Source organism: Janthinobacterium sp. TB1-E2 (assembly GCF_036885605.1).
Classification (GTDB): Bacteria; Pseudomonadota; Gammaproteobacteria; order Burkholderiales; family Burkholderiaceae_D; genus Janthinobacterium; species Janthinobacterium aestuarii.
This window is the reverse complement of sequence record NZ_CP142523.1, coordinates 4,264,752-4,290,259: the sequence shown is the minus strand read 5'-3', so window position 1 is coordinate 4,290,259 and position 25,508 is coordinate 4,264,752. Positions and strand designations below refer to the sequence as shown.

The window sequence follows — 25,508 nt, the reverse complement described above, 5'->3', positions numbered from 1 at the left end:
CCGACAACCATCGTTGGCGCCAACTCAGGCCGGCAAGATCGTCCGCGTACTCCAGTCGCGCCGCTCCAGCAGCAATGCCGTCAACTGCGCCGCCGTCATCGGGCGCGCGAAGAAAAAGCCCTGCACGTTGTCGCAGCCCGCTGTCCGCAAAAACTCCACCTGCCGCAAGGTTTCCACCCCTTCGGCCACCACTTTCAGATGCAGGCTGTGCGCCATGGCGATGATGGCCGTGACGATGGCTTCGCCCTCGCCGGGCAGGTCGTGCACGAAGCTGCGGTCGATCTTCAACTGGTCGATCGGCAGGCGCTTCAGGTAGGACATCGATGAATAACCGGTGCCGAAATCGTCGATCGACAGGTGGATGCCCGTCTCCTGCAGGCGCCGCATCAATTCCACGTTGGCGTGGATATTGTCCATCAAGACCCCTTCCGTGATTTCCAGCTCCAGCAAGCCATGCGGCAGCTGCGTTTCGTGCAGGATGGCGCGGATGTCGTCCATCAGTCCCGGATCGCGCGCCTGGCAGGCCGACAGGTTGACGGCCACGTGCTCGAGCGAATCGAGCAGGCCCGCCTTGCACCAGAGGGCCGCCTGGCGGCAGGCGCTTTGCAGCACCCAGCGTCCCAGGTCGACGATGATGCCGCTTTCCTCGGCCACGGGGATGAATTCGGCAGGACTCAGCTGGCCCATCTCGCGGCAGTTCCAGCGTATCAGCGCTTCCACGCCGACGATGCGCCCGCTGCGCAAGTCGATCTGCGGCTGGTAGTGCAGATACAGTTCCTCGTTTTGCAGCGCGCGGCGCAGGTTCGCTTCCATGCGCAGGCGGCGCTGGGCGCGCAATTCCATTTCGGCCTTGAACACGGCGTAGCGGTTCTTGCCCTGGTGCTTGGCGTGGTACATGGCCGTATCGGCATTGCGCGTCAGGGTGGCCACGTCCTGCGCGTCGAACGGATACAGGCTCACGCCGATGCTCGCGCTGACATACAGCTGGTGGCCTTCGAGGTCGAACGGCGCGGCCAGCACGGCGAGGATCTTGCGCGCCACGCTGGCCATTTCCGAGGCGTCGTCGGCCGGTTCGACGATGACGACGAATTCATCGCCGCCGATGCGGCAGATGATGTCGGTGCCGCGCAGGATGGCCACCAGGCGCTCGGCGACGAGCTTGAGCAACTGGTCGCCGCAGTGGTGGCCCAGCGTATCGTTGACTACCTTGAAGTTGTCCAGGTCCAGCAGCAGCAGGCCTACGCTGCTGTCCTGGCGGTCGGCGCGCGCCAGCGCGTAGGCCAGGGCGTCGTTGAATTCATGGCGGTTCGGCAACTGCGTGACGGAGTCGACGTGGGCCAGGTAGTGCAGATGGCTTTCCGCATGCTGGGCGGCGGTGCGCGTGCGGCGCACCATCAGGAACGTCAGGCCGAACGCGCACAGGCAGACCAGCACGGTGAAGGCGGCAAATTGCGCCAGGCTGGCATACAGCGGCGCCAGGCTGGCACGCAGGTAGAGCGCGCCGCCGCCGGGCAGGGTCTTCAATATCGCGGCGCTGCCGTCCAGGTAATCGAGGTGCAGGCCGTTGCGCGGCGCCGCCGGCACGGCGTCGTTGCCGCTGCGCGCGTAGCGGGCAAACGGTGTGCCATAGGGGCTGTAGAGCAGGGCTTGCCGGATATGCGGGGCGGCGGCGAGGGGAGCGAGCAGTTGTTGTGCCGCGAGACGATTGTCTTCGCGCATGGCCTGGGTGGCGGCGGGTGCCAGCATGTCGGCCTGGATGTGCAGGTTGCGCTGGAAGGATGCCTGAAGGGAAAACAATTGGAAGAGGATCAGCAGCAGGCTGGCCGTGGCCAGCATGGCCGCCGCGGCCAGCAAGTTCAGCCGGGCTATCCGGTCGCCGCGCAATTGCACGGACGGCAGTATCAATGGCGTCATCATGACGCTTCCTCCTGCCGGCCCCGCTTGCCGCCGCCCCGTGTGATCGCGCCTCGCCCTGCCATACTTTACGTTCCAGTCTGATGAAAACCGAAGTGAGCCGGAACTCTCAACGTGTTGCCAAGTGTTGCTAAGGCCGACATATTGTCATTTTGCAGCGTGAAAGTACAGGGCGTGCGGCAATTTATATCCATGCGGCACACCGGTGGCAGCAGGCAAGGCGACAAGACTGGCGGAAAGGAAGACGTGTCTTTCTAATAATAATTCATGCTGAATTTTAATCCTTTTTTTGCCCGCCGTTTTTTTTCTCTTAAAACAATGCTGATGGTAAACAAAATACCAGCAAGAATAACTTCAATGCACCCGGCCATCGCGGCACGGATAAACTTTTTGACTATATCAGCCATTGCAAGTCATTGATTTTTATAAATTTTAATGAAGAATGCGAGAACGCTATGGCCTTGCTCCGCGAGTTCGTCCATAATCCGCTGATGATGGACGTCCTGATGCTGTTTGTTTTGTCTGCCGCGGCCAAGTCAGCAGCCGCCAGTAAAGCCGGACGTCGCCCTGATGATCAATAGTGAGGATATCTTGGAAAAAAAACCAAAAATTATTTTGTCGTCACAAGACCTGGAACGACTGGAAGCGTTGTTGTATGCCTTGGGTAATAACTTATCGCCGGACAAGGCCGCCTTGCTCGATGAGCTGGGCCGCGCCGAGGTGCTCGAGCCGCAAGAAATTCCCCCTACCGTCGTGACGATGAATTCCACCGTGCGCTTCACGGTGGAAAACAAGGAGGAATTCTGCCTGACGCTCGTGTATCCGAAGGACGTGGAAGGCCAGGCCGACCGTATTTCCGTACTGGCGCCCGTCGGCAGCGCGCTGCTGGGCCTGTCCGTGGGCGACAGCATCGCCTGGCCCATGCCGGGCGGCGTCGTGAAGGTGAAAATCGAGGAAATCGTTTACCAGCCTGAACGGGCCGGCGAATACCACCGATAAGCAGTGACGGCGGACGGCGCCTGCCGTTCGCCTGCCAGGCCGTGCCGGGACTTAACTGTTTCGCTGCACGCGCACCACCAGCCATCCCGCCACGACCGTAAACGTGACGATGATGGCGACGATGATCCAGAAGCCCTGCGGATGCTGGGCCAGCGGAATACCCCCCACATTCATGCCCAGCATGCCGGCGATGATATTGATCGGCAAGGCCAGCACGGTGACGATGGTCAGCACGAACAGGCTGCGGCTGTTTTCCTCGTTGACGCTGGCGGCGATCTCTTCCTGCAGCAGCTTGATGCGTTCTTGTAAGGACGACATATCGCTGAGCACCACCGAAAACTCCTCCGTCGACTGGCGCAGTTCCAGGCTGTCGAGCTCCGACACCCACGATGGCGGACGTTGCAGCAGGCGGAACAGGGCGGCCGGTTCCGGCGCCAGCAGGCGTTGCAGCCGCACCAGCACGCGCCGCATGGCGCCCAGATCTTCGCGTTTCGGCACCAGGCGCCCCGCCAGCAAGTGATCCTCGATATCGTCGACCCGCGCCACGGCGTCGCGCACGATGTTGACCAGCACGTCCGCCTGGTCGCGCAGCAGATGGATCAGCAATTCCACCGACGAGCGTATCGGCTCGTGGTTCTTGATGACGGCCTGGCGCAGGCGTTCGATCGACTGCAGCGGCGCGCGGCGCGCCGTGATGACGAGGTTTTGCGCCACGCTGGCCCACATGGTGGATATGTCGGACGCCTCAAACGAGAAGTTGTGCACCACATCGTTGACCACGGCGATCAGGGTGTTTTCCGCCTGTTCGATGCGCGTGGAACGGGAACCCTGGTGCAGGGTTTCATAGAATTCATCGGCCAGCTGCGTGTGCGTCATCAGCCATTTTTCGCTGGCCGCATGCGACAAATTGAAATGCAGCCAGACGAATTCCTGCGCCGGGCGCGCCGCGCCATCGGCCAGCCAGGCCAGCGCCGCCGTCGAGTCGAGCGCCAGCGGCTGCCCGTCGCGGCCAAACAGGAAGCCCCAGACCAGGCCCGAGGTGTCCGAGCCGTAGGTAAAACCGGCAGTTTCCATCGCCATCGTGAATCTTTCTCGTGCAGTGTGATTGATCGTCGCGCGATGTTAATACACGGATGTGTCGGGAAAATGACAAGGCCACCGCGAGGGGTGGCCTTGGTGTCCGCTGCTTAATAGCGGCGGGGATTATCTGGCCGGCGGTCATCGCGGTTTGGGACCCCGTCGCCATCGCGGTCGTGGCGGTTGCCATTGTCGCGGTCATAGCGGTTGGGGATGCCATCGCGGTCGCGGTCGCCGTTCGGACCGCGCGACCAGCGGCCTTGCTCCATCTGCCAGCGGCCGTCGCGCTGGTTCCAGGCGGGCGGCGCATACACGTAGCCGGGGCGTTCGGCGATCCATACGCCTGGCGTCCAGGCGTAGCGCTGGCCGCGCCATTCCCAGTGGCCGGGTGCCCAGACGTAGCCGTGGCGGGCGCGCGGGATGGCTTCGCGGCGCGGTGGCGGCGGGGCGATGCGGATGTCGTCATAGCGCACGGGCTGCACTTGCGCGGCGACCCAGCCGCCACGGTCCAGGCGCCAGCGGTTGTTCTCCTGTATCCAGGCGGCGCGGCGGTACTGGTTGCCGCCCCGTTCGCGCAGCCATTCGCCGCCGGTCCAGACGTGGCGCTGGCCATCCCAGTTCCAGTAGCCAGGCGCCCAGACATAGCCGGCGCGCGGCGCTGGCGCGCTTTCAAACCGTGGCGGAGGCGGGGCGTCGCCGATGACAATGCTGACGCCGAGCTGATTCTGTGCCATCGCTTGCGCAGGCAGGAAGGCCGCAGTGCTGATGGCAAGCATGGCTGCTGCGTAGAGTGTGATGGGTTTCATGATGTGCTCCATTTCGGTGATTGCTTGAAATGGACTATAGGCGCTTGCAGGCGGGCAGATCGCCTTTGATTCAACTTATTACAATTGACACAATGCTGGGTGTCCGTGTATCCGTGGCAGATACAAATGGCGGCCTGGCGCGGCGCTATTCAAACTGGCGCCAGGCGGCGTGGTGTCAGCATAGTTGGCTCACAGGGTGCTGGCGGTGGCGTTGCCCAGCAAGGCTTGCCGTTCCTCGATCAGCGAGATTTTCTTTTCCTGTTCCGTCAGGCGCTTGGCGCTGACCACCACGACGGGGATGGCGTTCGCTTGCGCAGCAGCGGCGGTTTGTGCGGCCTGTGGCTGGTTGAAGCTGGCATAGCTGGCGCCGCAGGCGATGGCGACGGCGACGGTAAAGATGGCTTCCATGTTTTTCAGGGTTTTCATGATGGTTCCTTTCGGGTGGCGGGTGGGTATGCATGCACTGTAGTCATGCGCGGGCCGGCGCGCCATGCGCATGCGACCAGCCGTGGTTTTGGCGGGATGGCCTGCAAAAAAACGGCGCTGAAATGCCTGCGCGCGGCGCGGGCAGGCGACGGCTTGAATTGAGGCCTAATTAGCCCTGTATCCGCGCATATGAATGCAATTGCCCTATGGCATTATCTGATGCTGCGCACTGCTGTGCCCATGCCGTGCGCGGCAAGTGAGGCCCGGCTATCCTGCTAGAATCGGCATGGCAGCCGTGTTGCGCACACCATTATTCTCATCAGGAGTCACACATGTTCCAATTGTTTGGTTTTGGCGGCGCCCGCTGCCCGCGCTGCGAGCACAAGAACGGCGCCGCCGCCGGCTATTGCGCGCAATGCGGCTTGTCGCTGGGCACCCCCGACAGCGACGCGGTGCTGCATGCCAATCAATGGCATCTTGCTGATGGGCAACTGGCCCTGTTCTTTGGCGTGCGCGAACTGTCCTCGCTGTTCGGCAGCGCGGCGCGCCGCCTGCAGGTGCCGGCCGAGTCGCGCGCCTGGATCGTGCAATCGGACGCTTTCACCTTGATACCGGCTGGCGATTACGACAGCGCCGCCTTCTTTGCGCGCCTGCCCGCGCTGTTGCCGGCGCGTCCGGCCGAGGTGCTGATCGCGCGCGCCGACGCCATCAGCCTGGAATTCGACCTGCCGGGCCTGGCCAGCACGGAGCTGCTGAACGTCGCCGCATCGCTGCGCGTGGATATCGCGCTGGGCCAGCCCGACGCGTTCGCGCGCCAGTTCATGCGCGCGCCGGGTGCCGTCACGCGCGCCCATTTGCACGCCTTGCTGCTGCCGTCCGTGCGCCAGAGCGCGCTGGAATTCATCGGCAGCCGCGCGCTGCGCGAGATGGACGCGAATGCCGACCTGCGGCCCGAATTGAACGAACGCCTGCAATCGGCGCTGACGCAGCGCCTGGCGCCCAGCGGCCTGGCCGTGGCGCGCGTGGAAACGCTGAGCCTGAGCCACGACAAGCGCGAGGGCGACGGCGATGCGGCCATCGGCACCTTGTGGCTGGGCGGCGTGCCGGCGCAGGAACTCGAGCAGCACAGCCTGGAGCGCATGAAGCAGCTCGACCAGCTGTATGACGAGGAAGAGTGGCAGCGCATCCGCCGCGAAGAACTGGCGGCGCGCCACGCGCACCGCCGCGCCGAGCTGCAGCAGGATGCGACGGTGGAAAAGGCGGAACTGAACCACCAGGAAGCGGAGCGCCTGCAAGCGCTGCGCGGGCGTCAGATCGACCTGTATGGCCGCATCCTGGAAGCGAAATCGCGGCGCCAGGCGCTCGACCATGGCGCCGCGCTGGCGCTGGGCGAGCTGGAACAGGAACTGGCGCAGAAGGGCGCGCAGCGGGCCGATGAAGCGGCCAACTGGGAACACGTGCGGGCGCTGGCGGCCATCAAGATGCGCAGCGAGCTGGAACTGTCGCAGCTGCACGGGCGCGAGCAGATCCAGCTGGCGCAGCAGCGCTTTACGCATCAGGTGCACCTGCAGTCGATCGCGCAGCAAGTGGAAAGCGCGCTGCTGATCGACGACGAGACGGGCCGCCGCACCCAGCTGGCGCGCCTGCGCCAGGCGGAAGCGGATGCGGCCCAGCGCGAGGCGCAGCTGGAGGCGGAGCAGCACCAGGCCGCGTGGCAGGGACTGATGCTGGCGAATGCGGCGCGCAAGCGCGAAGCGGAGCGCGTGCAGGAGTGGGAAGACCAGATGCAGCTGGCGCGCCAGCGCGAATTGCTGCGCGCCGAAGCGCACAAGGATGAAGCGGCCCAGGTGCAGGCGGCGGAAATCGCGGAAAAAGTCGCGGCGCTGCGGCGCGGCGGCGCGCGCGAAGATGCCATCGCGCAGCAGGAAAAGCTGCTGCGCACCATCGAGGCCGACGGCGTGCACGCGCGCCAGCTGCAGCAGCAAACGCAGCTGGCGCAGCTCGACGCGCTGGCCATCGAGGAACAGCGCCAGCAACTGCGCCAGCTGGAACAGGAAGCGCAATGGCAGCGCGACTTGCTGGCCATGGCGCAGCAGCGCGAAAGCGATTACGCGCGCTGGAAAGGTGAATATGAAGCCCTGCTGGCGCAACAGGCGCATGCGGCCGAACTGGCGCGCATCGACATCGACCGCATCGAGAAAATCGGTTCGCTGAGCGACACGGGCAAGGTGGCCATGGCCGCCGGGCAGAATGCGGCCGTGCTGGCGCAAGTGCTGAAAACGCAGCTGCAGGCAGGCATGAGCGCCGAGCAGATCCATGCGCTGGCCGCGCTGGCGGCGGCCGAGAACAGCGTCGCGCCGCTGGACGCCATGCGCATGGCGCAGGACAGCGTGGTGCAGGAGCGCAGCTACCTGGAAGGCCAGGCGGAACGTGAACGGCGCCAGCAGCTCGACCTGATCAACCTGCAGAACGCGGCGCACGCGCATGGCCTGTCGGCGCAGGCGCAGCTGGGCGTGGCCGTGGCGCAGGCGCTGCAGCCGGGCGCCGTCGCAGCAGCAGCGCCGGTCCGCTGCAAGAACGGCCACGCGCAGCGCGCAGGCCATCCTGAAGATAAATTCTGCGCCGCCTGCGGCGTCGCCCTGCAGCCTTGATGGAAGCGTTTCACCCCAGATGATGCAAAAAGCACGAGACAAACTGCGGGAATTGCGTGCCCTCCACGACGACGGGCTGCTCAGCGAGCAGGAATTTGAACGCCGCAAGAACGCCATCCTCGACGCCGAATACGCGCCGCCCGGCGCCGCGCCTGCGCCGGCGCCGCTGCCCGTACGCCAGGGCACGGAGCTGGGCTTCATGACGGGCCAGGAAATCGGCCCGCAAAACCGCCGCTACCGGCTCGAGCGGCTGATCGGCACGGGCGGCATGGGGCAGGTGTGGCAAGCGACCGACCTGGCCACGCACGCGGAGCTGGGCAGCAGCGAAATGGTGGCGCTGAAGATCTTGCCGCCGCAGCTGACGCAAAGCGCCACGCACGCCAAGCTGCTGATCGAGGAAGCGACGCAGGCGCGCAAGCTCGCGCATGAAAGCATCGTCCGCGTCTACGAGTGGGCGCAGGACCCGGCCACGGCCAGCTATTTCATCATCATGGAATGCCTCGATGGCGAAGACCTCGAGCACTATCTGGCGCGCGAGGGCGCGCTGCCCCTGTCGACGGTCCAGGAACTGCTGCAGCCGGTGGCCGACGCCCTGTTGTACGCGTGGGAAAAGCACAAGCTCGTGCACCGCGACATCAAGCCGGGCAATGTCTTCCTGACGGCGAAGGGCGACGTCAAGCTGCTCGACTATGGCATCGCTACGCGCGTGCGCAATGCGGACAGCAGCCTGGCGCTGGACATGCCGAATGCGGGTACGCACGGGTACCGGGCGCCCGAGGCCGGCGCCAACCAGCGCCAGCCCAGCCCGCGCCTCGACGTGTATGCGGTGGCCGTGATGATTTACCAGATGCTCGAAGGGCGCATGCCGTTCGACGACACGCGCAGCGCCAGCCATTTGCCGTCCGCGCCGCAAGCGCTCAACGCGCAGCAGTGGCAGGTGCTGCAGAACGGGTTTTCGCTGACGCCGGAACTGCGGCCCCAATCCGTGCAAGCCTTGCTGGAAAGCCTGGAGCGCGCGGCCGGGCCGTCGCCCGAAGAACTGGCGGAACAGGCGCGCCAGCAGCAGGCGCGCGCGGCGCAGCAGCAAAAGGCGGCGGCGCAGGCCGCCGAGCAGGCCCGCGAGACGGCGCTCAAGGAGGCGCGGTTGCGACAGGAAGAACTGGACCAGCGCCGCAAGGCCGAGATCCAGGCCGCCGCGCTGGAAAAGCAGCGGCAAGATAAACTGCGCCGCGAACAGGAGGCGCAGCGCCATTTCGAAGCGGAAGAGGCACGCAAGCTGCGCAAGGAAGCGTTGCGCGGCCAGTTGCGCGCGCGCCGCGAAGCCGATGCGGCCACCGCCTTGCAGGAGCACCAGGAATTGCAGCGCAAGGCCATCGTCGCCAAGGCGGAAGCGGCTTACCGCGCCGAGCAGGAACGTGCGCGCAAGGAACAGGCCAGCCGCGCCGCCGCAGCAGCTGTCCCTGCGCCGGCATCCGCGCCGGCGCCGGAAGCCGAGCACGTGGAACCGGTGCCCAATGCGGAAGGCGTCTTGCGCGATGATTTCCTCGATGGTTCGGGACAGGGACCGGAACTGGTACTGATTCCCAGCGGCCGCTTCCAGATGGGCGCGCACGAAACGGAACACAAGGCCGCCATCCAGGCTGGCTCGCAGCAGACGTGGCTTGAGCGCGAAATGCCGCAGCACTGGGTCGGCATCGAGCGCCCGTTCGCGCTGGCGCGGCACCCCGTCAGCGTGGGCGAATGGCGCGCCTTCGTCAAGGCGACCGGCTGGGCGGGCGGTTCCGAGACGGACTGGGACAATCCCGGCTTCGTGCAGAACGACCAGCACCCGGTGGTGGGCGTGAGCTGGAATGACGCGCAGCTGTACCTGGCGTGGATGAGCGAGCGCACGGGCCGCCACTACCGCCTGCCCAGCGAAGCGGAATGGGAATACGCATGCCGCGCCGGCACGCGCACGGCCTTCAATGTGGGCGACACGATCAGCACCGAGCAAGCCAACTACGACGGCCTGTACGTCTACAACGGCGGCCCGCGCGGCGTGTACCGGGGCGGCACGACGCCGCTGGGCACTTTCGCGCCGAATTCCTGGGGCCTGTTCGACATGCATGGCAATGTGTGGGAATGGGTGCAGGACGTCGTGCACGACAATTACGAAGGCGCGCCCGTCGATGGCAGCGCGTGGGAAGAGGGCAGCGACAGCAGCCGGCGCATCCTGCGTGGCGGCTCATGGCTGTACCACCCGCGCTACCTGCGCTCGGCCCTGCGCAACGGCTTTTCCACCGTGCTGTCGAACGATATCGTGGGCTTCAGGGTGGCGCGCACGCTCGATTGAGTTGTTGTTATATCGGCTATCTTGACGGATACTTCATGCACCTTAACCGTGCTGGAGTGTCCGTGTTCAAACGCCGCCTGCTGTCCATCGTGTTCGCCTGCCTGCCCATCTCCGCCCTGGCCGGCGATTTGCCCTCCTACCCCTTCATCCACGCCTCGGGCACGGCCTACAGCTTCGTCACGCCGGACCTGGGCGAGATCGATTTTGACGTCAGCGTTTTCGACCCGGCGCCGGAGGTAGCCACCGCCCTCGTGCAGACGCGCATCACGGAAATCAAGGCGCTGCTGGTGGAGCAGGGTTTGCCGGAAGCGGCGGCCGGCATCGAGGTGCGCGACGTGCGCAAGGAAATCCGCAAGGGCGCGGAACAGGACCCGGCCAATCCGCAGTACCAGATCAAGGCCAGCGTGCATATCAACGTGGCCGATTTGTCGAAATGGCCCGCCGTCATAGGGCCGCTGCTGGCCATGCCCAACCTCGATGCGTTTGCCGTCACCTTCGGCGCCACGCAGCGCATCCGCCTGGAAGAGGAACTGGTGGGCGAGGCCGTCAAGGATGCGCAGCGCAAGGCCGACGCCATGGCGCGCGGCTTCGGCAAGCGCGTGGGCGCCGTGGCCGGCATCTCGTCGGACCAGCTGAAAAACCTGGGCAATGCGGTCGGCCTGGTGCCGTCCGACCGCTACCAGCGCGCCAACAGCCGCCAGCGGCAAAATCCCGACGACATGCTGATGGTCACCGTCCTCAAGATGGGACAGACGGTCGATGCCGTATTCCGTATCAAATGACCAGGTAGCAGGGCAGCGGGCTGCGCCAAGCGGCCAAACGGTGTAAATTGTGGCTTTCCAAACGCACCAAGGAACGCCATGACCATCAAAGCCATCCGCGACCAGTCGCAACCCATGCGCCACATCGTGCACGTACGCGACCACATCATTTCCGCCGACGCCTCGGTGGAGGAGGGCGGCGACGACGCCGGCCCTTCGCCGCACGACCTGTACGACGCGGCCCTGTCGGCCTGCAAGGCGCTCACCGTCGTCTGGTACGCCCGGCACAAGGGCATCCCGCTCGAACACGTGGAAGTGTCGACCGAGCGCGATGCCAGCGAAGAGCGCAAGGGCGTGTACCGCCTGGCGGCCACCCTGCACCTGACGGGCGAGCTGACGGATGCGCAGCGCCAGGAATTGCTGGCCGTGGCCGGCAAATGCCCGATCCACAAGCTGATGACGGCCGTCACCACGGAAATCACGACGGTGCTGGCATGAGCGCGGCCATCCTGAAAAGCCACGAAAAGGATCTGGGCGGCGGCTTCGTCGTGCGGCGTCTGTTGCCGTCCGCGGCCAAGCAGGCCGTCGGCCCTTTCATTTTCTTTGACCACTTCGGCCCCATCGACGTGGCCCCCGACGCCAACCACGACGTGCGCCCCCATCCGCATATCGGCCTGGCCACCGTCACCTATCTGTTCGAAGGCGCGATCGACCACCGCGACAGCATCGGCTCGTACCAGCGCATCGAGCCGGGTGCCATCAACTGGATGACGGCCGGGCGCGGCATCGTGCATTCGGAACGCACGCCGCACGACCTGGCGGGACAACCGCACCGCACGCACGGCTTGCAGCTGTGGGCCGCGCTGCCCAAGGCGCACGAAGAGGACGAACCGAGTTTCACGCACACGCCGCAAGCCGACATTCCCGTCGTGCCGCTCGATGGCGCCGTGGTGAAGGTGTTGATCGGCACGGCCTTTGGCCAGACCTCGCCCGTGCGCACCTATATGCAGACGGTGTACCTGGACGTGGCGCTGCAGGCGGGGCGCGAGTTGCGCCTGGAAGGCTTGCCGCCGGAGGCGGCGATTTATCCGGTCAGCGGGGACATGCTGGTCGATGGCGTGGCACTGGTGCCGCACACCATGGCCTTGCTGGAAGCGGGCACGGTGCCTGTCGTAACGGCAGGCGGCGGCCCGGTGCAGTTCGTCGTGATCGGCGGCGAGCCGCTGGACGGCCACCGCTTCCTGTTCTGGAACTTCGTCTCGTCGAGCAAGGAGCGATTGTCGCAGGCGGCCGACGACTGGACCGCCCAGCGCATGGGACAAGTGCCGGGCGAGACGGAATTCATTCCGCTGCCGAAGGCGCCGTTGCGTCCTCCGGCATAAGCGTTTCGTCTAGAACCGCGCGCGCAAGGTCAGTTGCGCCTTGCGCGGTTCGCCATAGAAATTGCCCCACGCAGGCGCGCCCACCGTCTGGTAGTAGCGCTTGTCGAGCAAGTTCGTCACGGACAGCGACGCCGTCCAGTTACGGTCGATCTGGTAGGCGCCGCGCGCGCTGAACAAGGCATACGCGCCTTGCGCCACCGTGACGTTCTGCGTCACGCGCGAGCTCTCCGTCTGGAAGTTCACGCCACCGCCCACGCTCCACTTCTGCAAGGCGCCGGGCAGGCGGTAGTCGCTCCACGCGCGCAGCATGTGGCGCGGCGAGTAGGTGCTGGCGAACATCACGCCCGCATTCGACGTCTGTTCCAGGTACTTGAAGTTGTTCAGGGTGTAGCCGGCAAACAGCTGCCAGCCAGGCGCCACTTCGCCGCTGATTTCCGCGTCGAGGCCTTCGCTGCGCACCTTGCCCGCCGAGAAATAGCATTCCGTGCCGCTGGAGCAGGTATTGACCAGGTCCAGTTCGGCGCGGTTGCGCTGCTCGATGCGGAACAGCGCCAGCGAGGTATTGACCTTGCCGTCGAACAGTTCACCCTTGACGCCCACTTCCAGGTTGCGCCCCTTGAGCGGGTCGAGCAGGGCGCCTTCGGCCGTGCGCTGGTTTTGCGGCTGGAAGATGTCGGACACGCTGGCGTAGCCGGACCAGCGCTTGTCGAACGCGTAGATCACGCCGCCATACGGCGTGACGACGCCGTTTTCGCGGTACGGGTCGATGTATACCTCGCCCGTGTCGCGGTACACGCTGCTCCATTTGTAGTTCGACACGCGCGCGCCCGCCACCACGGTGAGCGGATCGCTGACGCTGAAGCGGGCCACGCCATAGGCGCCCGTCTGCGTCATTTTCGTCAAGCTGGGATCGCCGCGGTAGCTGTTTTCGCGGAACCAGGCGTCGCTCGGTTCGGCCACGCCGTGATTCGGCCGCAGCGGATTGTTCGGCTGCTGCAGCAAGGCCAGGCTGAAATCGCTGTCGCTTTCCAGGCGGTTCGTGTTGATGCCGGCGCTGAAGCCGTGGCGGCGGCCGAAAGCGTTGAATTTGCCGTCGAGCGACAGGTCGAGTCCCTTGTTGGTGCTGCCGTAGTCGAACACGCCGCCATACATCATCATGCCAGCCATGGTGGCGGGATCGAGCGCGCCCTGGCTGAACATGTATTTCACGTCATGCCGCTCGCGCGTGTAGTTGGCGCTGGCCTTGAGCGACCAGTCGGCGTCGAAGCGGTGCTCGAATTCGGCGAAGACGGCCGTCTGGCGGCTCGCCCAGCGGTTCCAGTCGGCGCCGAGGAAGGTTTCGCGCGGCAGTTTCGGGTCGCTGCCATCGCGGTAGCGGGCCATGCCGGAAAAGAACGGCGTCGAATGCAGTTTTTCGTAGCTGGCGCCCGTCGTCAGCTTGCTGCCCGGCGCCAGGTCGAATTCCAGCACGCCGTACAGTACGTCGGTGCGGCTGTCGGCCACGTCATAGAAATAATCGCGCTGGTCGTGCGCGGCCACGGCGCGGCCGCGGATGCTGCCCGATGCGTTCAGCGGACCGGTGACGTCGACTTCGCCGCGCACGTCGTTCCAGCGGCCTGCGCTCAGCGCCAGCTGCACCTGCTTTTCCGCCAGCGGGCGCTTGCGCACCATGTTGATGGCGGCGCCCGGCGAGCCCGTGCCCTGCAGCAGGCCGGTGGCACCGCGCACGATTTCCACCCGGTCCAGCACGGCCGTGTTGCTGGTAAAGCTGTTCGCCTGCGGATAGTACATGGCGCGGTTGACGCCGTCGAACTGGTAAGTGTCGACCATGAAACCGCGCGAATACACATAGCGCCCGCCCATGGGGCTGTCGTACATGGTGATGCCGGTGGTGTTCGCCAGCACGGCGTCGATGGTGTTGAGGTTCTGGTCGTCCATTTTCTGGCGCGTGACGACGCTGACGGATTGCGGAATTTCGCGCAGTGTTTGCACGCCCTTGCCGACGGTGACGGCGCGCGCCGCATACGAGTTGCTGTGCTCACTGACGGGGTCGCGCTCCATGCTGGCGCTGACCGTCACGGGCGCCATGGTCTTTTCCACGCCGGCCGCCGCTGCGGACGATGGCGCCGCCTGGCGCAGCACGTAGGCGCCGTTCGGCAGCTGCACGGCTTCCAGGCCACTGCCGGCCAGCACCTGGGCAAAGCCCTGGGCTACGCCAAAGCTGCCGCGTACGCCGGGCGAGCGCAGGCCGCGCGTCTGCGCCGGGTCGGTCGACAGGCTGACGCCGGCGGCCACGGCAAAGTCATTCAAGGCGGTGGCCAGCGGGCCGGCTGGTACGGCAAACGCTTGGGCGGTGGCGGCCTGGCCTTGCGCCAGCGCGGGCGCGGCGATAAAGGCGGCCGGGGCGGCGCAAGCCATGGCGAGGACGGCCAGGCGGATGGCGTGCGCGGCGGGATGGAGGACGGGGGTGGTCAGCTGCATGCTCGGTCTTTCTGCTCTAAGGGATAAGAATTGGCGTGTGAATCGGCTACGTGAATCGGCTACTTATCTAGGAAGCCGAAGCAGCGCAGCGAAACACCAACCCCTGGCGCAAAAAAACTGAAAATAATTATGTGGCCCGGGCCGACACCGTGGCCCAGTAGCGCGTGAAATACGTCACTTGCAGTCCGTGCGAGGCGCACAGGCTTTCCAGCACGGCGTCGATATCGTCGAGCCGGTAAGTGCCCGTGACGGGACGCCGCGCCACGCCGGCGTCGCACGCGAGGCGCCCGCGCCGGTAACGCGCCAGCTCCTGCACCAGTTGCTGCAGGGGCCAGTCGGCGGCCACCAGCATGCCGCGCAGCCAGCTGTCCTGGTGCGCGGGCATGGCCAGTACGTCCTCCGAGCCGCTTGCGCTGAAACGCAGCTGCTGGCCCGCTTCCAGGCGGCGCACGGCGTCCGGGCGCGCCGCGCAGCGCACTTCCACGGCGTGTTCGAAGACGCTGACCGTGCTGCCCTGCGCATCGCAGCGCACGCCGAAGCGCGTACCGAGCGCGCGGATCACGCCGTGCGGCGTGTCGACGAGGAAGGGACGGGCATCGGATGCCGTCGTGATCATGATTTCGCCATGGTGCAGGCGGATGCGGCGGTGCGTCGCGCCGTAAGCGACATCGAGGGCGCTATCCGTGTTCATTTCCATGCGCCCGCCATCGGCCAGGGTCACGTGGCGGCGCTGGCCCGGCGCCGTGCGCAAGGACGCCGTCCAGGCTTGCCATGGGGCGGATTGCAGGCCCGCCTGGCCCAGCGCGATGCCGCCGCCGGCCGCCACCAGCATGGCCAGCACTTTCGCGGCGGCGCGCCGGCGCTGCTGCGCCGCCTGCAGGGCAGGCATCGCCAGCGCTGCCGGTATCGCGCCCAGCTGGCCGTCCATGCGCCGCAGCAGCTCCCAGGCCTGCTCATGTTCGGCACTGGCATCGCGCCATGCCTGCAGGGCGGCCGGGTCGGCGCCGCCGCACTGGAGTTCCACATGCCAGTGGGCGGCGGCGGCCAGGACCTTGCGGGCGATGGGAGTGGACGAGGATGCGCCGAACATCAGCCGGCCGCCAGCATCAGGCATTCCGTGTAGGCGCGCACCAAGTGCTTTTTCACGGTGGGCAGGGACACGCCGAGGCGCCGGCTGATGTCCACATAGCTGAGCTCCTCGATTTGCGCCAGCAGGAAGATGTCCCGCGTACGCGTACCCAGGCGGTTTAGCAGGCGGTCGATGGCCAGCAGGGTTTCGATGATGATGGCATGTGTTTCGGCGCTGATCGATATCGGCTCGGTTTGCTGCGCCAGCGCTTCCAGGTAGGCCTGTTCCAGCGCCTGGCGCCGGTAGCGGTCGATCAGCAAGCCGCGCGCGATGGTCGCCAGGTAGCCACGCGGTTCGCGCAGCGGTGCCAGCGGTGTCAAATCGCGCTTGCCCAGCAGGCGCAAGAACGTGTCCTGCGCCAGGTCGGCCGCCTCGGCGCGGTTGCCCAGCTTGCCGCGCAGCCAGCCATACAGCCAGCCGTGATGCTCGCTGTACAGGGTGCTCAGGTGATTGGCGTGGATGGGACTGACGGTGCTCACTGCGTTCTCCAGGCAAGGGAAGAGCTGGGCTGACGGAACGCGGGGTGCCGGCTGGCTGGGCTGTTTGAGAATGATACTCATTATCACATTGCCATGCGTCTTGCGTCAATTACTGTTGGTCGCCCAGACGCCAGCGCTCCTGCCACTGTTGCAGATCCGCCCAGGCTTGCTGCAGGGCAGCGCCGGACCAGTGCAGCAGGCTGTCCAGCGCCAGCACGCTGCGCTGCCAGTGGATGCCGTCAAAAAACACGTGGTCGGCCACGATGGTGGCGGCCAGCCAGGCGGCGATGATGACGATGATGTCGTGGCGGCCGCTTTTCCACCAGCGCAGCGAGTGGCGGCGGAAAATCCACGGCACGCCCAGCGGATTGGGCCAGTCCGCCAGCAGATGCATGATGCCGCCGGCGGCAAAGCCGAACAGGGGCGGCGCCCACAGGTGGTGCGGCAATTGCAGATACGTGTAGACGAGCAGGGCGATCCAGGCCAGGCCCCAGTGCGTCCATGTGCGGTGCGTGATCCACAGCTTGTGCGTGCGCGCCCACCAGGCCACTTCCAGCCAGTCCGGCGCCGTGCCGCCCAGCGCTCCCATGACAAAGGCGAGCACGCTCAGCACTTGATAGGGACCACCGGCGCCAGCGTGCGCGACCAGGGCCGCGGCGATCACGCCGGCAGCCCAACCGGTCGCATGATGCGCTTTGTTGGAAGCCATAGAAAATGTAAAACGCCATGCGAGGCGTTGTGTGAAATGCAGGGGGATATTAACTGGATGAATATACAGTACGCAAGGGAGTGGAGGGGTGCTATTTGCAGAATATCTGCTGATAATTTGTTAAATTTTGTGTCGGGAGGGCGTGGCCAGCGGACTCTGCAATGCATGCCGTCCGGTCAATTGTGTTGTGCGGCTGATAATGTAATTGGCGCAGGGCGCGCTATGCTGAAAGCAGTTTGACGTTTTGAAGAGGTGTCGCCATGAAAATCCCGCGCGAATTGCAGATTCCCGCCCTCGTGTTTTCGCTGGAAGCGGTGTTCATTATTGGCTTGTCGCTGATTTTCCTGGTGCTGGTACCGCGCTAGCGGTCAGGTGTCAGGAGGTGCTGTATCAGGCCGTTTGCATGGTTGTGCTGTCGCACAGCGCCGCGCCTTCGGTGCGGATGATCCAGCATTCCGGATACGGTTCGCTGGCGAAGCGGTTGTGCCGCGCGAAGCCGCTGAGCTTGTCGAGCGCGGTGGCGGGGGCCAGCGCCGTTTCCTTGCCACTGGCCGTGTCCAGGTGCCAGAAACCGCCGTTGCGGTGGAAGAGCACGGGCAGGCAGCTGGCTTGCGGCGTGGCAAGGTGGCTTGCCGGCGTGGGCTGGGTGTCGGGCAGCAGCAGGTAAAAACACTCGGCGCGGGCGCCGTGGTCGATGCGGTGCAGGATCACGCCGTGCGCGAGCAGGGCCGTGACGCTGAGCACGACGATGCCCTTGATGCTGGCAGACAATTCGATGCGCATGCCCAGGCGCAGGGGTACGGGCTTGTGCTTGCCGGGCCACACACCGTCGAGCAGCAAGCCGTAGCGTGACACGTCCTCGATTTCAAAGCCTTGCTGGCTGCGCCGGATGATGGCGTGGCGGCCCGACAGGCGGCGCGTCAAGCCATTGTTGTCCTGGCCGTCGGGGCTGAAATGGCTGAGCAGCACATCGGCTTCCGGGTCCACCAGCTCGAAACGCCCCAGCATGCATTCTTCCAGCGCGAACAGGCGGATCTGGCGCTGTTCGCCCGCTTCCGGCGCCGCATTGACGAGGCAAGCGGCCTGGCTCGGGTGCGGATGGCAGTGGCTGGCGGCGGGCAGGTCGACTTCGATCAACTCCTCGTCCCAGGCAATCGTGGTAAAACCCATGTCGATCTTGCCTTGCGGGGCAGACAGATCCACGTGGGCGATGCCGGCATTGCGCGCCGTCACGTCGAGGTTGCAGCCGTCGCCGCCCGTCACGCGGGCGATCGAGGCGTCGTCGGCCATCACGCGCACGTTCTTGTGCGTGCTGAGGAAGATCTGGTGGATTTCCGTCAGGGTGGCGTCGCGGCGCGGCACGAGGATGACAAACGTGCACACCCATTTCTGCGCCACGGCGCCGTCGACATGGCTGTGGACTTCCACTTCGATCTGGTATTGCCCGTGTTCCTTGTTGCGTGAGGAAAACTCGACAAACACGGGACGCCAGTCGCCGCGCGTCGTGCGTACGAAATCATGCTGCACGTGGCCGCGCGGGATCAGGTCCGAGCGCAGGCGCAAGGTCAGCTGCGGTGCGCAGGCGGCGCTCATGCCGCGCAATTCCATTTTTAATGTTTGCCGTCCGCCTGCCGCGCGCGGATCGAAGCCGCTGATGTGCAGGTGGGCTTGCACGGGCTGGTAAGCTGGGGGGACCGTTGGCGGCGCAACGGGTGCTGGCGTGAAGGCCGGAGTGGCGGCGGAGGCCGGTACGGAGCGGCTTACCGTTTGAATGGCCGCATCGCGGATAACGGCATCACGAATAACAGCATGGCGAATATCAGAATCATGTGCAGGGGCGTGCGAAAGCGCCGTTGCCGATGGCTCGGAACGGACGCTGCGCAGTGCGGTCAACAGGTCGTAGCTGCTGGGGGCAGTCGTTGCTTGCGGGTGATTGCCCGCGCAGACTGTTTCCCCAGGCAAGACCCAGAACGTACAGTGCGGGTGCTCCGGGTTGCTGCATTTTTTCATGACATTCTGACTCGAATCGAGCGGGGACATTCTGCCCTCTGTTATACATGAGAGCTTACGCGCTTTTGCGCCTGCTTGGCAACTTTCGCGACACCGGAATGCGCTCTTTTTGCCCAAATTCATGCCCCTGGTCACACCTTGCCATACATGTCATGGAAACTATTGCCTAAAAACACATTTTATATCTTTCTGGATATGTTATTTTGCCAAGGGTGTCTTAGCCGCGCCGTTTGCTGACGATGACTTCCAGATACTCGCCCGGCACCACCAGCGAGTGGGCGCCGGCCGTATTCAGGCGTTCAAGCATGGCGAGCAGTTCCTGTTCCAGCGCTCCGGCACCAGTCGCGTCGAGCGCGGCAAACGCCTTGTGGACGGGGCCGTAATAGTCGCGGAAGATTTGCAGCCAGTGTTGGGCGGAAGCGTAGCGGAAATTGAAGACCTTGCTTTGGCCGTGCACCTGCTCCGCCCCCTGGCCGAACAGGGCGCGCACATACGCCTCTTCGCCCCAGCGGGCCGGCGACACCATGCCTGCCGGGGGCGGCACATATTTGCCTATGGTTTTGAACAGTTGCCCGACAAAGCCATCCGGCGTCCAGTTGGCCATGCCGATGCGTCCGCCGGGCCGCAGCACGCGCAGCATTTCGCTGGCCGCGCGCTGGTGGTCGGGCGCGAACATCACGCCAAAAGTCGACAGGGCCGCGTCGAAACTGGCATCGGCGAAGGGTAGGGCTTCGGCGTCGGCCACGCGGAAAGTCACGGCCAGCCCTTCCGCCTCGGCGCGTGCGCGGCCCTTGTCCAGCAGCGCCGGCACATAATCGGTGGACACGACACGGGCAAAGCGGCGCGCGGCCGCCAGGGTGGCGTTGCCATTGCCGGCGGCGATGTCGATGACGTCTTCGTGGGCGCGGATATCGGCGGCCTCGGCCAGCAATTCGCCAACCGGCTGCAGGGTCACGCCGATGATGGCGAAGTCGCCGCTGGCCCAGCTCGCTTGCTGGCGCTGCTTGATGGCGGCGTAGTCGGGCGCGCCTGCGGCGGCCTGCGGTGTCGGGATAGTGTTGCTCATGGCGTGCTCCTGACGTTGGAGAGGTCTATCCTTCAGACCGCGCGCCATGGGCATGGTTCAATTCATACAGGCGGTCGTGAGCGTAGCGGCGTTTTGCATTATGCTGGCGCAACCATTCCCCCACGCTGCCTGACGCCGAGAGATGACCATGCCTGCCCAACGCCCGCTCCAGCTTGCCATTGCCTATGGCGCCACCCTGTGCGTATTTCTCGCCATCGACGCCCTGTGGCTGGCGGTGCTGATGAAGCCCGTGTACGCAGCGGCGCTGGGGCCGCTGCTGGCGGACACGCCGCGCTGGGCGCCGGCCGTGCTGTTTTACCTGCTGTATGTGGCGGGGCTGGTGGTGTTTGCCATCTTGCCCGGCTTGCGGGCGCGCCGCGGACGCACGGCGGCGGCGCTGGGTGCGCTGCTCGGGCTGCTTGCCTATGGCACCTATGATTTGAGCAACTATGCGACCTTGCGCGATTGGCCGCTGGCCTTGACGGCGATCGATATGGTGTGGGGCAGTGTGCTGTCGGCCGTATCGGCAACGGCCGGTTACCTTGCAGCTAGCCGATCGGGACGGTGAACTCCGCCTCGAAGCGCAGCGCCAGCATGGTAATGTTGTCGCTATGCAAGCCTTTTGGCGGATGCAAGAGGAAGTCGTCGAACACGGCGCTGACCGCCTGCGCCGCAGTCTTGCCGGCGCACAGGGCGGGCCAGCGTGCCGTGAGGGCGAGCGGATCCTCGCAGGCCCAGAAACCGTCGCTGGCCAGCAGATAGTGGGCGCCGGGGCGCACGCGCAGCACGCGGCGGTCGCCCAGGTGCGCGAGGAAGGGCGGCAAGGTGGCCGCGTCGAGGCCCATTAAAGGCTTGTCGAGCTGCAAGCTGTCGCTGATGGCGTTGCCTAAAATAAAGGCCTGCGAGATTTGCGGATGGTGCTCGCCATGCACGGCGGCCCGCCAGCGCGTCTCGTCGAGCGCGCCGCGCATGGCGTACACGGTGGCCGGCACGTGGTCGACGGTGAGGATGCTGGCAACCCCGTCGGCAATTTCATACAGGCGCGAATCGCCCACGTGATACAGCAGCGGCGCTTCGCCGGGCGGCACTTCCAGCAAGGTCAGGGTGGTGCCGGGCGGACGCGCCTGGGCTGGCTCGGTCCTGGCGAAGGTGTCTTGCAAGCGCGTGTGCAGCTGGTCGAGCCAGGCCGCCAGACTGGCCGTGTCGAGGCAGGCGGGCATGGCCAGCAAGCCTTGCACGGCCGCTTCCGCCGCTTCGCGCCCATGGCCATGGCCGCCCATGCCATCGAGCACGGCGGCGCGCACATGGCCGCGCGGCCAGCCCGGCACCTGGCAGTGGAATGGCGCCTGCTGCGACAGGCAGACGGCGTGGCCGCTGGCATCGATCAGCAGGAAGTTGTCCTGGTTTTCGCGGCGCGGCAGGGGGCCCGCGCCCACGCTGGTGCCAGCGGCGGCATCGAGCCAGGGGCCGAAGTCGAGCCCGTCTTTGATTAAATGCATCGGTTGTTGCGGTCCACGCGGCCAGCAATGTTGATCATAGGACACAGCTTAGCCGAAATCATGCGGGAGCGATACCTTGCCTATTTCGCAAAAAAACCTGCGGCAGCAGGCTGGCGCAGGTTTTTCATGGTGCAGTGCAGGGCGGTGCTTAACGGCGATGGCCCCAGCCATGGCCATGACCGTGGCCACGGTCGTAGTAGTCGCGGCGGCCATGGTCGCGGTAGTAGCCGCGGCCCGGTTGCACGTAGACAACAGCCGGCGGGCCATAGTAGCGCGGTGGCGGCGCGTAGTACACGGGCTGCGGCGCCGGGGCGTAGTACACCGGTTGCGGCGCAGGCGCGTAATAGGTTTCGCGGTAGCCGCCGCGATAGCCGCCACGGTCGTAATAGCGGTCATTCGTGCTGATGCTGTTGCCGACGGCGGCGCCCAGCACGCCACCGACGATCGCGCCATTGCGCCCGCCGGTGCTGTTGCCAATGGCCGCTCCGACAACGGCGCCTGCAACGGTATTGAAGTCGCGGTCACCGGCGACTGCGGCCGAAGACACAGCCACTGCCGCTACCATTACCGCACCCAGGAGTTTCTTGTTCAACATGGCATTTCCTTCCATTCCGGCGAGATCACAATGATCTGCATGAAGTGGACTATATCTGCTGCCGCAAGCTTGTTCCACGTCTAATACAACTTATTACAATCCTACCCCGGCCGTAACAAGTCAGCGCCGGCGCGCCTGCCATTCGGGACGCAGCAGGCTGTACATTTTGACATCGCGCATCACGCCATTGATAAAGAAGGCCTGGCGTAGCAAGCCTTCCTGGGTAAAGCCGTTCTTTTGCGCGATGCGCTCGGAGCCGATGTTCAGCGGGTCCATCAGCAGCTCCAGCCGGTGATACGGATAGGCGCTGAACAGGTAATCGACCACCAGGCGCGTCGCTTCGCTCATGTAGCCTTGTCCGTCGCGCTGCCGGTCGAACAGGCGGTAGCCGATCTCGCGCGAGGACGGTGTCCGGCTCTTGAAGTGCGTGATCGTGCCGATGATGTGCTGTGAGTGATCTTCGATGAGGAACAATTCGCTGTCCTCGGTGACAAAGCCCGATTGCAGGAAGTCGCGCCGCATGGCCTCGGGCGACTTGAATTGCATGGAGAAAAACTCGCCGCGCGAGGGCAGGTCGTTGACGAGGGAAATATAGGTATTCAGGTCGGCGGCCTGCAAATGCCGGATGGTGCAGAGGGTTCCCTTGAGCATGTCGGTTTCCGGTAGCGATCACGAATCCTGATGGTAATCGACTCCGGGGGAAACAGGCAATCGATCCCGTAAAAGTTGCTGCAATGACAGAACAAATACGCTATCGTAGAAAGCCGCGCCTTGCCCATGACCAAGGCGTACCCGCTTCGACCTCGTTGACTGGAACTGACATCACATGCCTACCATCCTGACTGGCGCGCCACTGCGCCGTTCCGTTTTATCCATCGCCCTTGGCTGCATCGTCAGCGCCGGGTCCATTGCCGCAGCGCCAGGCAATACGCCGCAAGCGCTGGCGCAAGTGCGCGACACGGCGCTGCAAAGCGACTGGGCGTATGCCCGCCTGGCCGACATGACGGATCTGATCGGCCCGCGCCTGTCCGGTTCCGCCGGCGCGGCCGCCGCCGTGCAGCAAGTGGCGAACACCATGCGCCAACTGGGCGCCACCGTCACCCTCCAACCCGTGAAAGTGCCGCACTGGGTACGCGGCGTGGAAACGGCGGAAATCGTCGACTATGCGGGCCGTCCGCAGGGCGTATCGCAGCGCGTGGTGCTCACGGCCCTGGGCGGCTCGGGCGCGACGCCGGCCGCCGGCCTGACGGCTCCCCTCATCATCGTCAAGAGCCTGGAGGAACTCAAGGCGCGCGCGCCGGAAGTGAAGGGCGCCATCGTGCTGATCGACACGCCGTTCGACCAGGAGATGGCCGAGCGGGGCCTGGCCGGCGTCACCTATGGCCAGGGTTCGCGCTCGCGCTTCCTCGGACCGAAGGCGGCGGCCGACCTGGGCGCGGCGGCTGCGCTCGTGCGCTCGGTCGGCGGCGCGAACTTCCGCATCCCGCATGCCGGCGCCACTGGGCTGGAGGACAACAAGCGCATCCCGGCCGCCGCCGTCACCGTGGAAGACGCCTTGCTGATCGGCCGCCTGGCCGCGCGCGGTCCCATGAAAATGCACCTGACCCTGACGCCGCAAAACCTGCCGGAAGCGGACAGCTACAACGTCATCGCCGACTGGCCGGGCACGGACAAGGCCGACGAAGTGGTGGTGGTCTCGGGCCACCTCGATTCCTGGGACCTGGCGACGGGCGCGCATGACGACGGCGCCGGCGTGGTGGCGGCCATGGGCGTGGTGGAAACCCTGAAAAAGCTCGATTACCGCCCCCGCCGCACGATCCGCGTGATCGCCTGGATGAACGAGGAGAACGGCGGGCGCGGCGGCCAGGCCTACTTTGAAGTCCACAAGCAGGCGCTCGGCAAACAATATGCGGCCATCGAGATGGATAGCGGGGCTGGCCGCCCGTTCGGCATCAAGGCCAGCGTGGGACCGAAAGCGGAAAAACTGTTTACGCCTTTGCTGGCGGCCCTGCAGCCGATGGGCGCACACGCGTTCACGCGCCGCGATGCGCTGGGCACGGGCGACCTGCACCGCCTGGAAACCGGCGGCGTGCCCAGCTTCGAGCCGCTGGTCGACAGCCACAGCTACTTCCACTACCACCATACGCCGGCCGACACCCTGGACAAGGTCGACCCGGATAACCTCAAGCGCAACGTGGCGCTGATGTCGTCGCTGGCCTGGTTCCTGGCCAATATCGACGGCGAGATCGGCCGCGCGCCGGAGCAGGGCGAGTAAGCGCCAATGTCGCTACCCGACCTGAACCTGTTGATTACCCTCGATGTCCTGCTGGCCGAGGGTAGTGTCACGCGCGCGGCGCGGCGCTTGCGCCTGAGTCCATCGGCCATGAGCCGCGCCCTGGCGCGCCTGCGCGAGACGACGGGCGATCCGCTGCTGGTGCGCGCCGGCCGTGAACTGGTCCCCACGCCGCGCGCGCTGGAGCTGCGCGAAAGAGTGCGCCTCTTATTGGGCGAGGTGCTGGCCGTGCTGGGACCGGCGGAGCAGCTGGACCCACGCCAGCTGGCGCAAACATTCACGCTGCGTTCGAGCGACGGTTTCGTGGAAAATTTCGGCCCGGCGCTGCTCGCGCATATCGGCGCGCAGGCGCCTGGCGTGCGCCTGCGCTTCGTGCAAAAGCTCGACCGCGAAAGCGCGCAGCTGCGCGAGGGCAGCATCGGCCTGGAAACGGGCGTGATCGGCAGTCTCACCAGCCCGGAAGTGCGCACGCGCAGGCTGTTCGGCGACCGTTTCGTGGGGGTGGTGCGCAGCGGCCATCCGCTGGCGCAGGGCGAGATCAGCGCCGAACGCTATGCCGCCGGCCAGCACGTGCTGGTGGCGCGGCGCGACCAGGATACGGGACCGATGGACGACGCGCTGGCCGCCCTGGGATTGCAGCGCACGATCGCCAGCATCGTCGGCGGCTTTACGGCGGCGCTGGCGCTGGCGGCCGGCTCCGACTTGATCGCCACCGTGCCGGAGCGGCATACGGGCAATCTGCGCGCCGGCATGTTTACCTTTGTGCTGCCGCTGCGCATGCCGGAGCTGACCGTGTCATTGATGTGGCATCCGCGCATGGATGCGGACCCGGCCCACCGCTGGCTGCGCGGCTGCGTGGTCGACGCCTGCGCGGCCCGGATCAACGCGGGCTGATGCCG

At 65.6% G+C, this 25,508-nt stretch carries 22 protein-coding genes; 9 read left to right on the top strand and 13 right to left on the bottom strand.

The window, feature by feature from the left end:
- Positions 1-24: 24 nt before the first annotated feature.
- Positions 25-1,917 carry a putative bifunctional diguanylate cyclase/phosphodiesterase gene (locus OPV09_RS19205; RefSeq protein WP_034751911.1) on the bottom strand — a complete coding sequence of 631 codons (1,893 nt, stop codon included), beginning with the start codon at positions 1,915-1,917 and terminating at the stop codon, positions 25-27.
- Between the two features lie 588 nt (positions 1,918-2,505).
- Between OPV09_RS19205 and rnk the strand changes: the two genes are divergently transcribed.
- Entirely contained in the window at positions 2,506-2,913 is a 408-nt protein-coding gene (gene rnk, locus OPV09_RS19200) for a nucleoside diphosphate kinase regulator (RefSeq protein ID WP_162835757.1), read from the top strand.
- A gap of 51 nt (positions 2,914-2,964) precedes the next feature.
- Here rnk and OPV09_RS19195 read toward each other — a convergent pair whose 3' ends face one another.
- The 3 genes from OPV09_RS19195 to OPV09_RS19185 all read right to left on the bottom strand — a co-directional run bounded on the left by OPV09_RS19195 (position 2,965) and on the right by OPV09_RS19185 (position 5,222).
- The gene (locus OPV09_RS19195; protein ID WP_175560449.1) at positions 2,965-3,993 is read right to left on the bottom strand and encodes a transporter; all 1,029 of its coding nucleotides are present in this window, start codon (positions 3,991-3,993) and stop codon (positions 2,965-2,967) included.
- A 107-nt stretch (positions 3,994-4,100) separates the two neighbouring features.
- A complete protein-coding gene (locus OPV09_RS19190; protein ID WP_338679131.1) occupies positions 4,101-4,796 on the bottom strand; it encodes a YXWGXW repeat-containing protein in 696 nt (231 codons plus the stop codon).
- A gap of 189 nt (positions 4,797-4,985) precedes the next feature.
- Positions 4,986-5,222: a hypothetical protein gene (locus tag OPV09_RS19185; RefSeq protein ID WP_034751908.1), complete on the bottom strand. Its 237-nt coding sequence runs from the start codon at positions 5,220-5,222 to the stop codon at positions 4,986-4,988.
- A gap of 332 nt (positions 5,223-5,554) precedes the next feature.
- On the opposite strand from OPV09_RS19185, the gene OPV09_RS19180 reads away from it, so the two are divergent.
- From OPV09_RS19180 to OPV09_RS19160, 5 genes are all read left to right on the top strand, one after another.
- Positions 5,555-7,873, top strand: coding sequence for a hypothetical protein (locus OPV09_RS19180; RefSeq protein ID WP_338679130.1), 2,319 nt, complete (start codon positions 5,555-5,557; stop codon positions 7,871-7,873).
- A 19-nt stretch (positions 7,874-7,892) separates the two neighbouring features.
- Positions 7,893-10,205, top strand: coding sequence for an SUMF1/EgtB/PvdO family nonheme iron enzyme (locus OPV09_RS19175; RefSeq protein ID WP_338679129.1), 2,313 nt, complete (start codon positions 7,893-7,895; stop codon positions 10,203-10,205).
- A 62-nt stretch (positions 10,206-10,267) separates the two neighbouring features.
- Positions 10,268-10,987: an SIMPL domain-containing protein gene (locus OPV09_RS19170; protein WP_338679128.1), complete on the top strand. Its 720-nt coding sequence runs from the start codon at positions 10,268-10,270 to the stop codon at positions 10,985-10,987.
- Positions 10,988-11,065: 78 nt separating this feature from the next.
- Positions 11,066-11,464: an OsmC family protein gene (locus OPV09_RS19165; protein WP_338679127.1), complete on the top strand. Its 399-nt coding sequence runs from the start codon at positions 11,066-11,068 to the stop codon at positions 11,462-11,464.
- Positions 11,461-12,348, top strand: coding sequence for a pirin family protein (locus OPV09_RS19160; protein WP_070304732.1), 888 nt, complete (start codon positions 11,461-11,463; stop codon positions 12,346-12,348). Before OPV09_RS19165 ends, OPV09_RS19160 begins: the two co-directional genes overlap by 4 nt.
- A 9-nt stretch (positions 12,349-12,357) precedes the next feature.
- Here OPV09_RS19160 and OPV09_RS19155 read toward each other — a convergent pair whose 3' ends face one another.
- From OPV09_RS19155 to OPV09_RS19130, 6 genes are all read right to left on the bottom strand, one after another.
- Complete coding sequence (locus OPV09_RS19155; protein WP_070304734.1) at positions 12,358-14,829, bottom strand: TonB-dependent siderophore receptor; 2,472 nt, start codon at positions 14,827-14,829, stop codon at positions 12,358-12,360.
- A gap of 127 nt (positions 14,830-14,956) precedes the next feature.
- Positions 14,957-15,919, bottom strand: a complete 963-nt coding sequence (locus OPV09_RS19150) for a FecR domain-containing protein (RefSeq protein WP_338679126.1) — start codon at positions 15,917-15,919, stop codon at positions 14,957-14,959.
- Positions 15,919-16,437 (bottom strand): sigma-70 family RNA polymerase sigma factor, encoded by a 519-nt coding sequence (locus tag OPV09_RS19145; RefSeq protein WP_338679125.1) that lies wholly within the window; start codon positions 16,435-16,437, stop codon positions 15,919-15,921. The genes OPV09_RS19150 and OPV09_RS19145 overlap by 1 nt, the downstream gene beginning before the upstream one ends.
- Positions 16,438-16,546: 109 nt before the next feature.
- Complete coding sequence (locus OPV09_RS19140) at positions 16,547-17,146, bottom strand: metal-dependent hydrolase (protein ID WP_338679124.1); 600 nt, start codon at positions 17,144-17,146, stop codon at positions 16,547-16,549.
- 390 nt (positions 17,147-17,536) lie between these two features.
- Positions 17,537-19,156 carry an FHA domain-containing protein gene (locus tag OPV09_RS19135; RefSeq protein ID WP_338679123.1) on the bottom strand — a complete coding sequence of 540 codons (1,620 nt, stop codon included), beginning with the start codon at positions 19,154-19,156 and terminating at the stop codon, positions 17,537-17,539.
- A 217-nt stretch (positions 19,157-19,373) separates the two neighbouring features.
- Positions 19,374-20,222, bottom strand: coding sequence for a class I SAM-dependent methyltransferase (locus OPV09_RS19130; protein ID WP_070304742.1), 849 nt, complete (start codon positions 20,220-20,222; stop codon positions 19,374-19,376).
- Between the two features lie 148 nt (positions 20,223-20,370).
- On the opposite strand from OPV09_RS19130, the gene OPV09_RS19125 reads away from it, so the two are divergent.
- Complete coding sequence (locus OPV09_RS19125) at positions 20,371-20,790, top strand: DUF2177 family protein (protein WP_034751983.1); 420 nt, start codon at positions 20,371-20,373, stop codon at positions 20,788-20,790.
- Here the strand turns inward: OPV09_RS19125 and OPV09_RS19120 are convergent.
- The 3 genes from OPV09_RS19120 to OPV09_RS19110 form a co-directional block, all read right to left on the bottom strand.
- Positions 20,771-21,721 (bottom strand): PP2C family protein-serine/threonine phosphatase, encoded by a 951-nt coding sequence (locus tag OPV09_RS19120; protein ID WP_338679122.1) that lies wholly within the window; start codon positions 21,719-21,721, stop codon positions 20,771-20,773. The genes OPV09_RS19125 and OPV09_RS19120 overlap by 20 nt on opposite strands.
- A gap of 148 nt (positions 21,722-21,869) precedes the next feature.
- Positions 21,870-22,316: a glycine zipper 2TM domain-containing protein gene (locus OPV09_RS19115; protein ID WP_034751896.1), complete on the bottom strand. Its 447-nt coding sequence runs from the start codon at positions 22,314-22,316 to the stop codon at positions 21,870-21,872.
- A gap of 120 nt (positions 22,317-22,436) precedes the next feature.
- Positions 22,437-22,967: a GNAT family N-acetyltransferase gene (locus OPV09_RS19110; protein WP_070304745.1), complete on the bottom strand. Its 531-nt coding sequence runs from the start codon at positions 22,965-22,967 to the stop codon at positions 22,437-22,439.
- Between the two features lie 175 nt (positions 22,968-23,142).
- Between OPV09_RS19110 and OPV09_RS19105 the strand changes: the two genes are divergently transcribed.
- Together OPV09_RS19105 and OPV09_RS19100 are read left to right on the top strand one after the other, a co-directional pair.
- Positions 23,143-24,591 carry a M20/M25/M40 family metallo-hydrolase gene (locus OPV09_RS19105; protein ID WP_338679121.1) on the top strand — a complete coding sequence of 483 codons (1,449 nt, stop codon included), beginning with the start codon at positions 23,143-23,145 and terminating at the stop codon, positions 24,589-24,591.
- A gap of 6 nt (positions 24,592-24,597) precedes the next feature.
- Complete coding sequence (locus OPV09_RS19100) at positions 24,598-25,503, top strand: LysR family transcriptional regulator (protein ID WP_338679120.1); 906 nt, start codon at positions 24,598-24,600, stop codon at positions 25,501-25,503.
- Positions 25,504-25,508 lie beyond the last annotated feature (5 nt).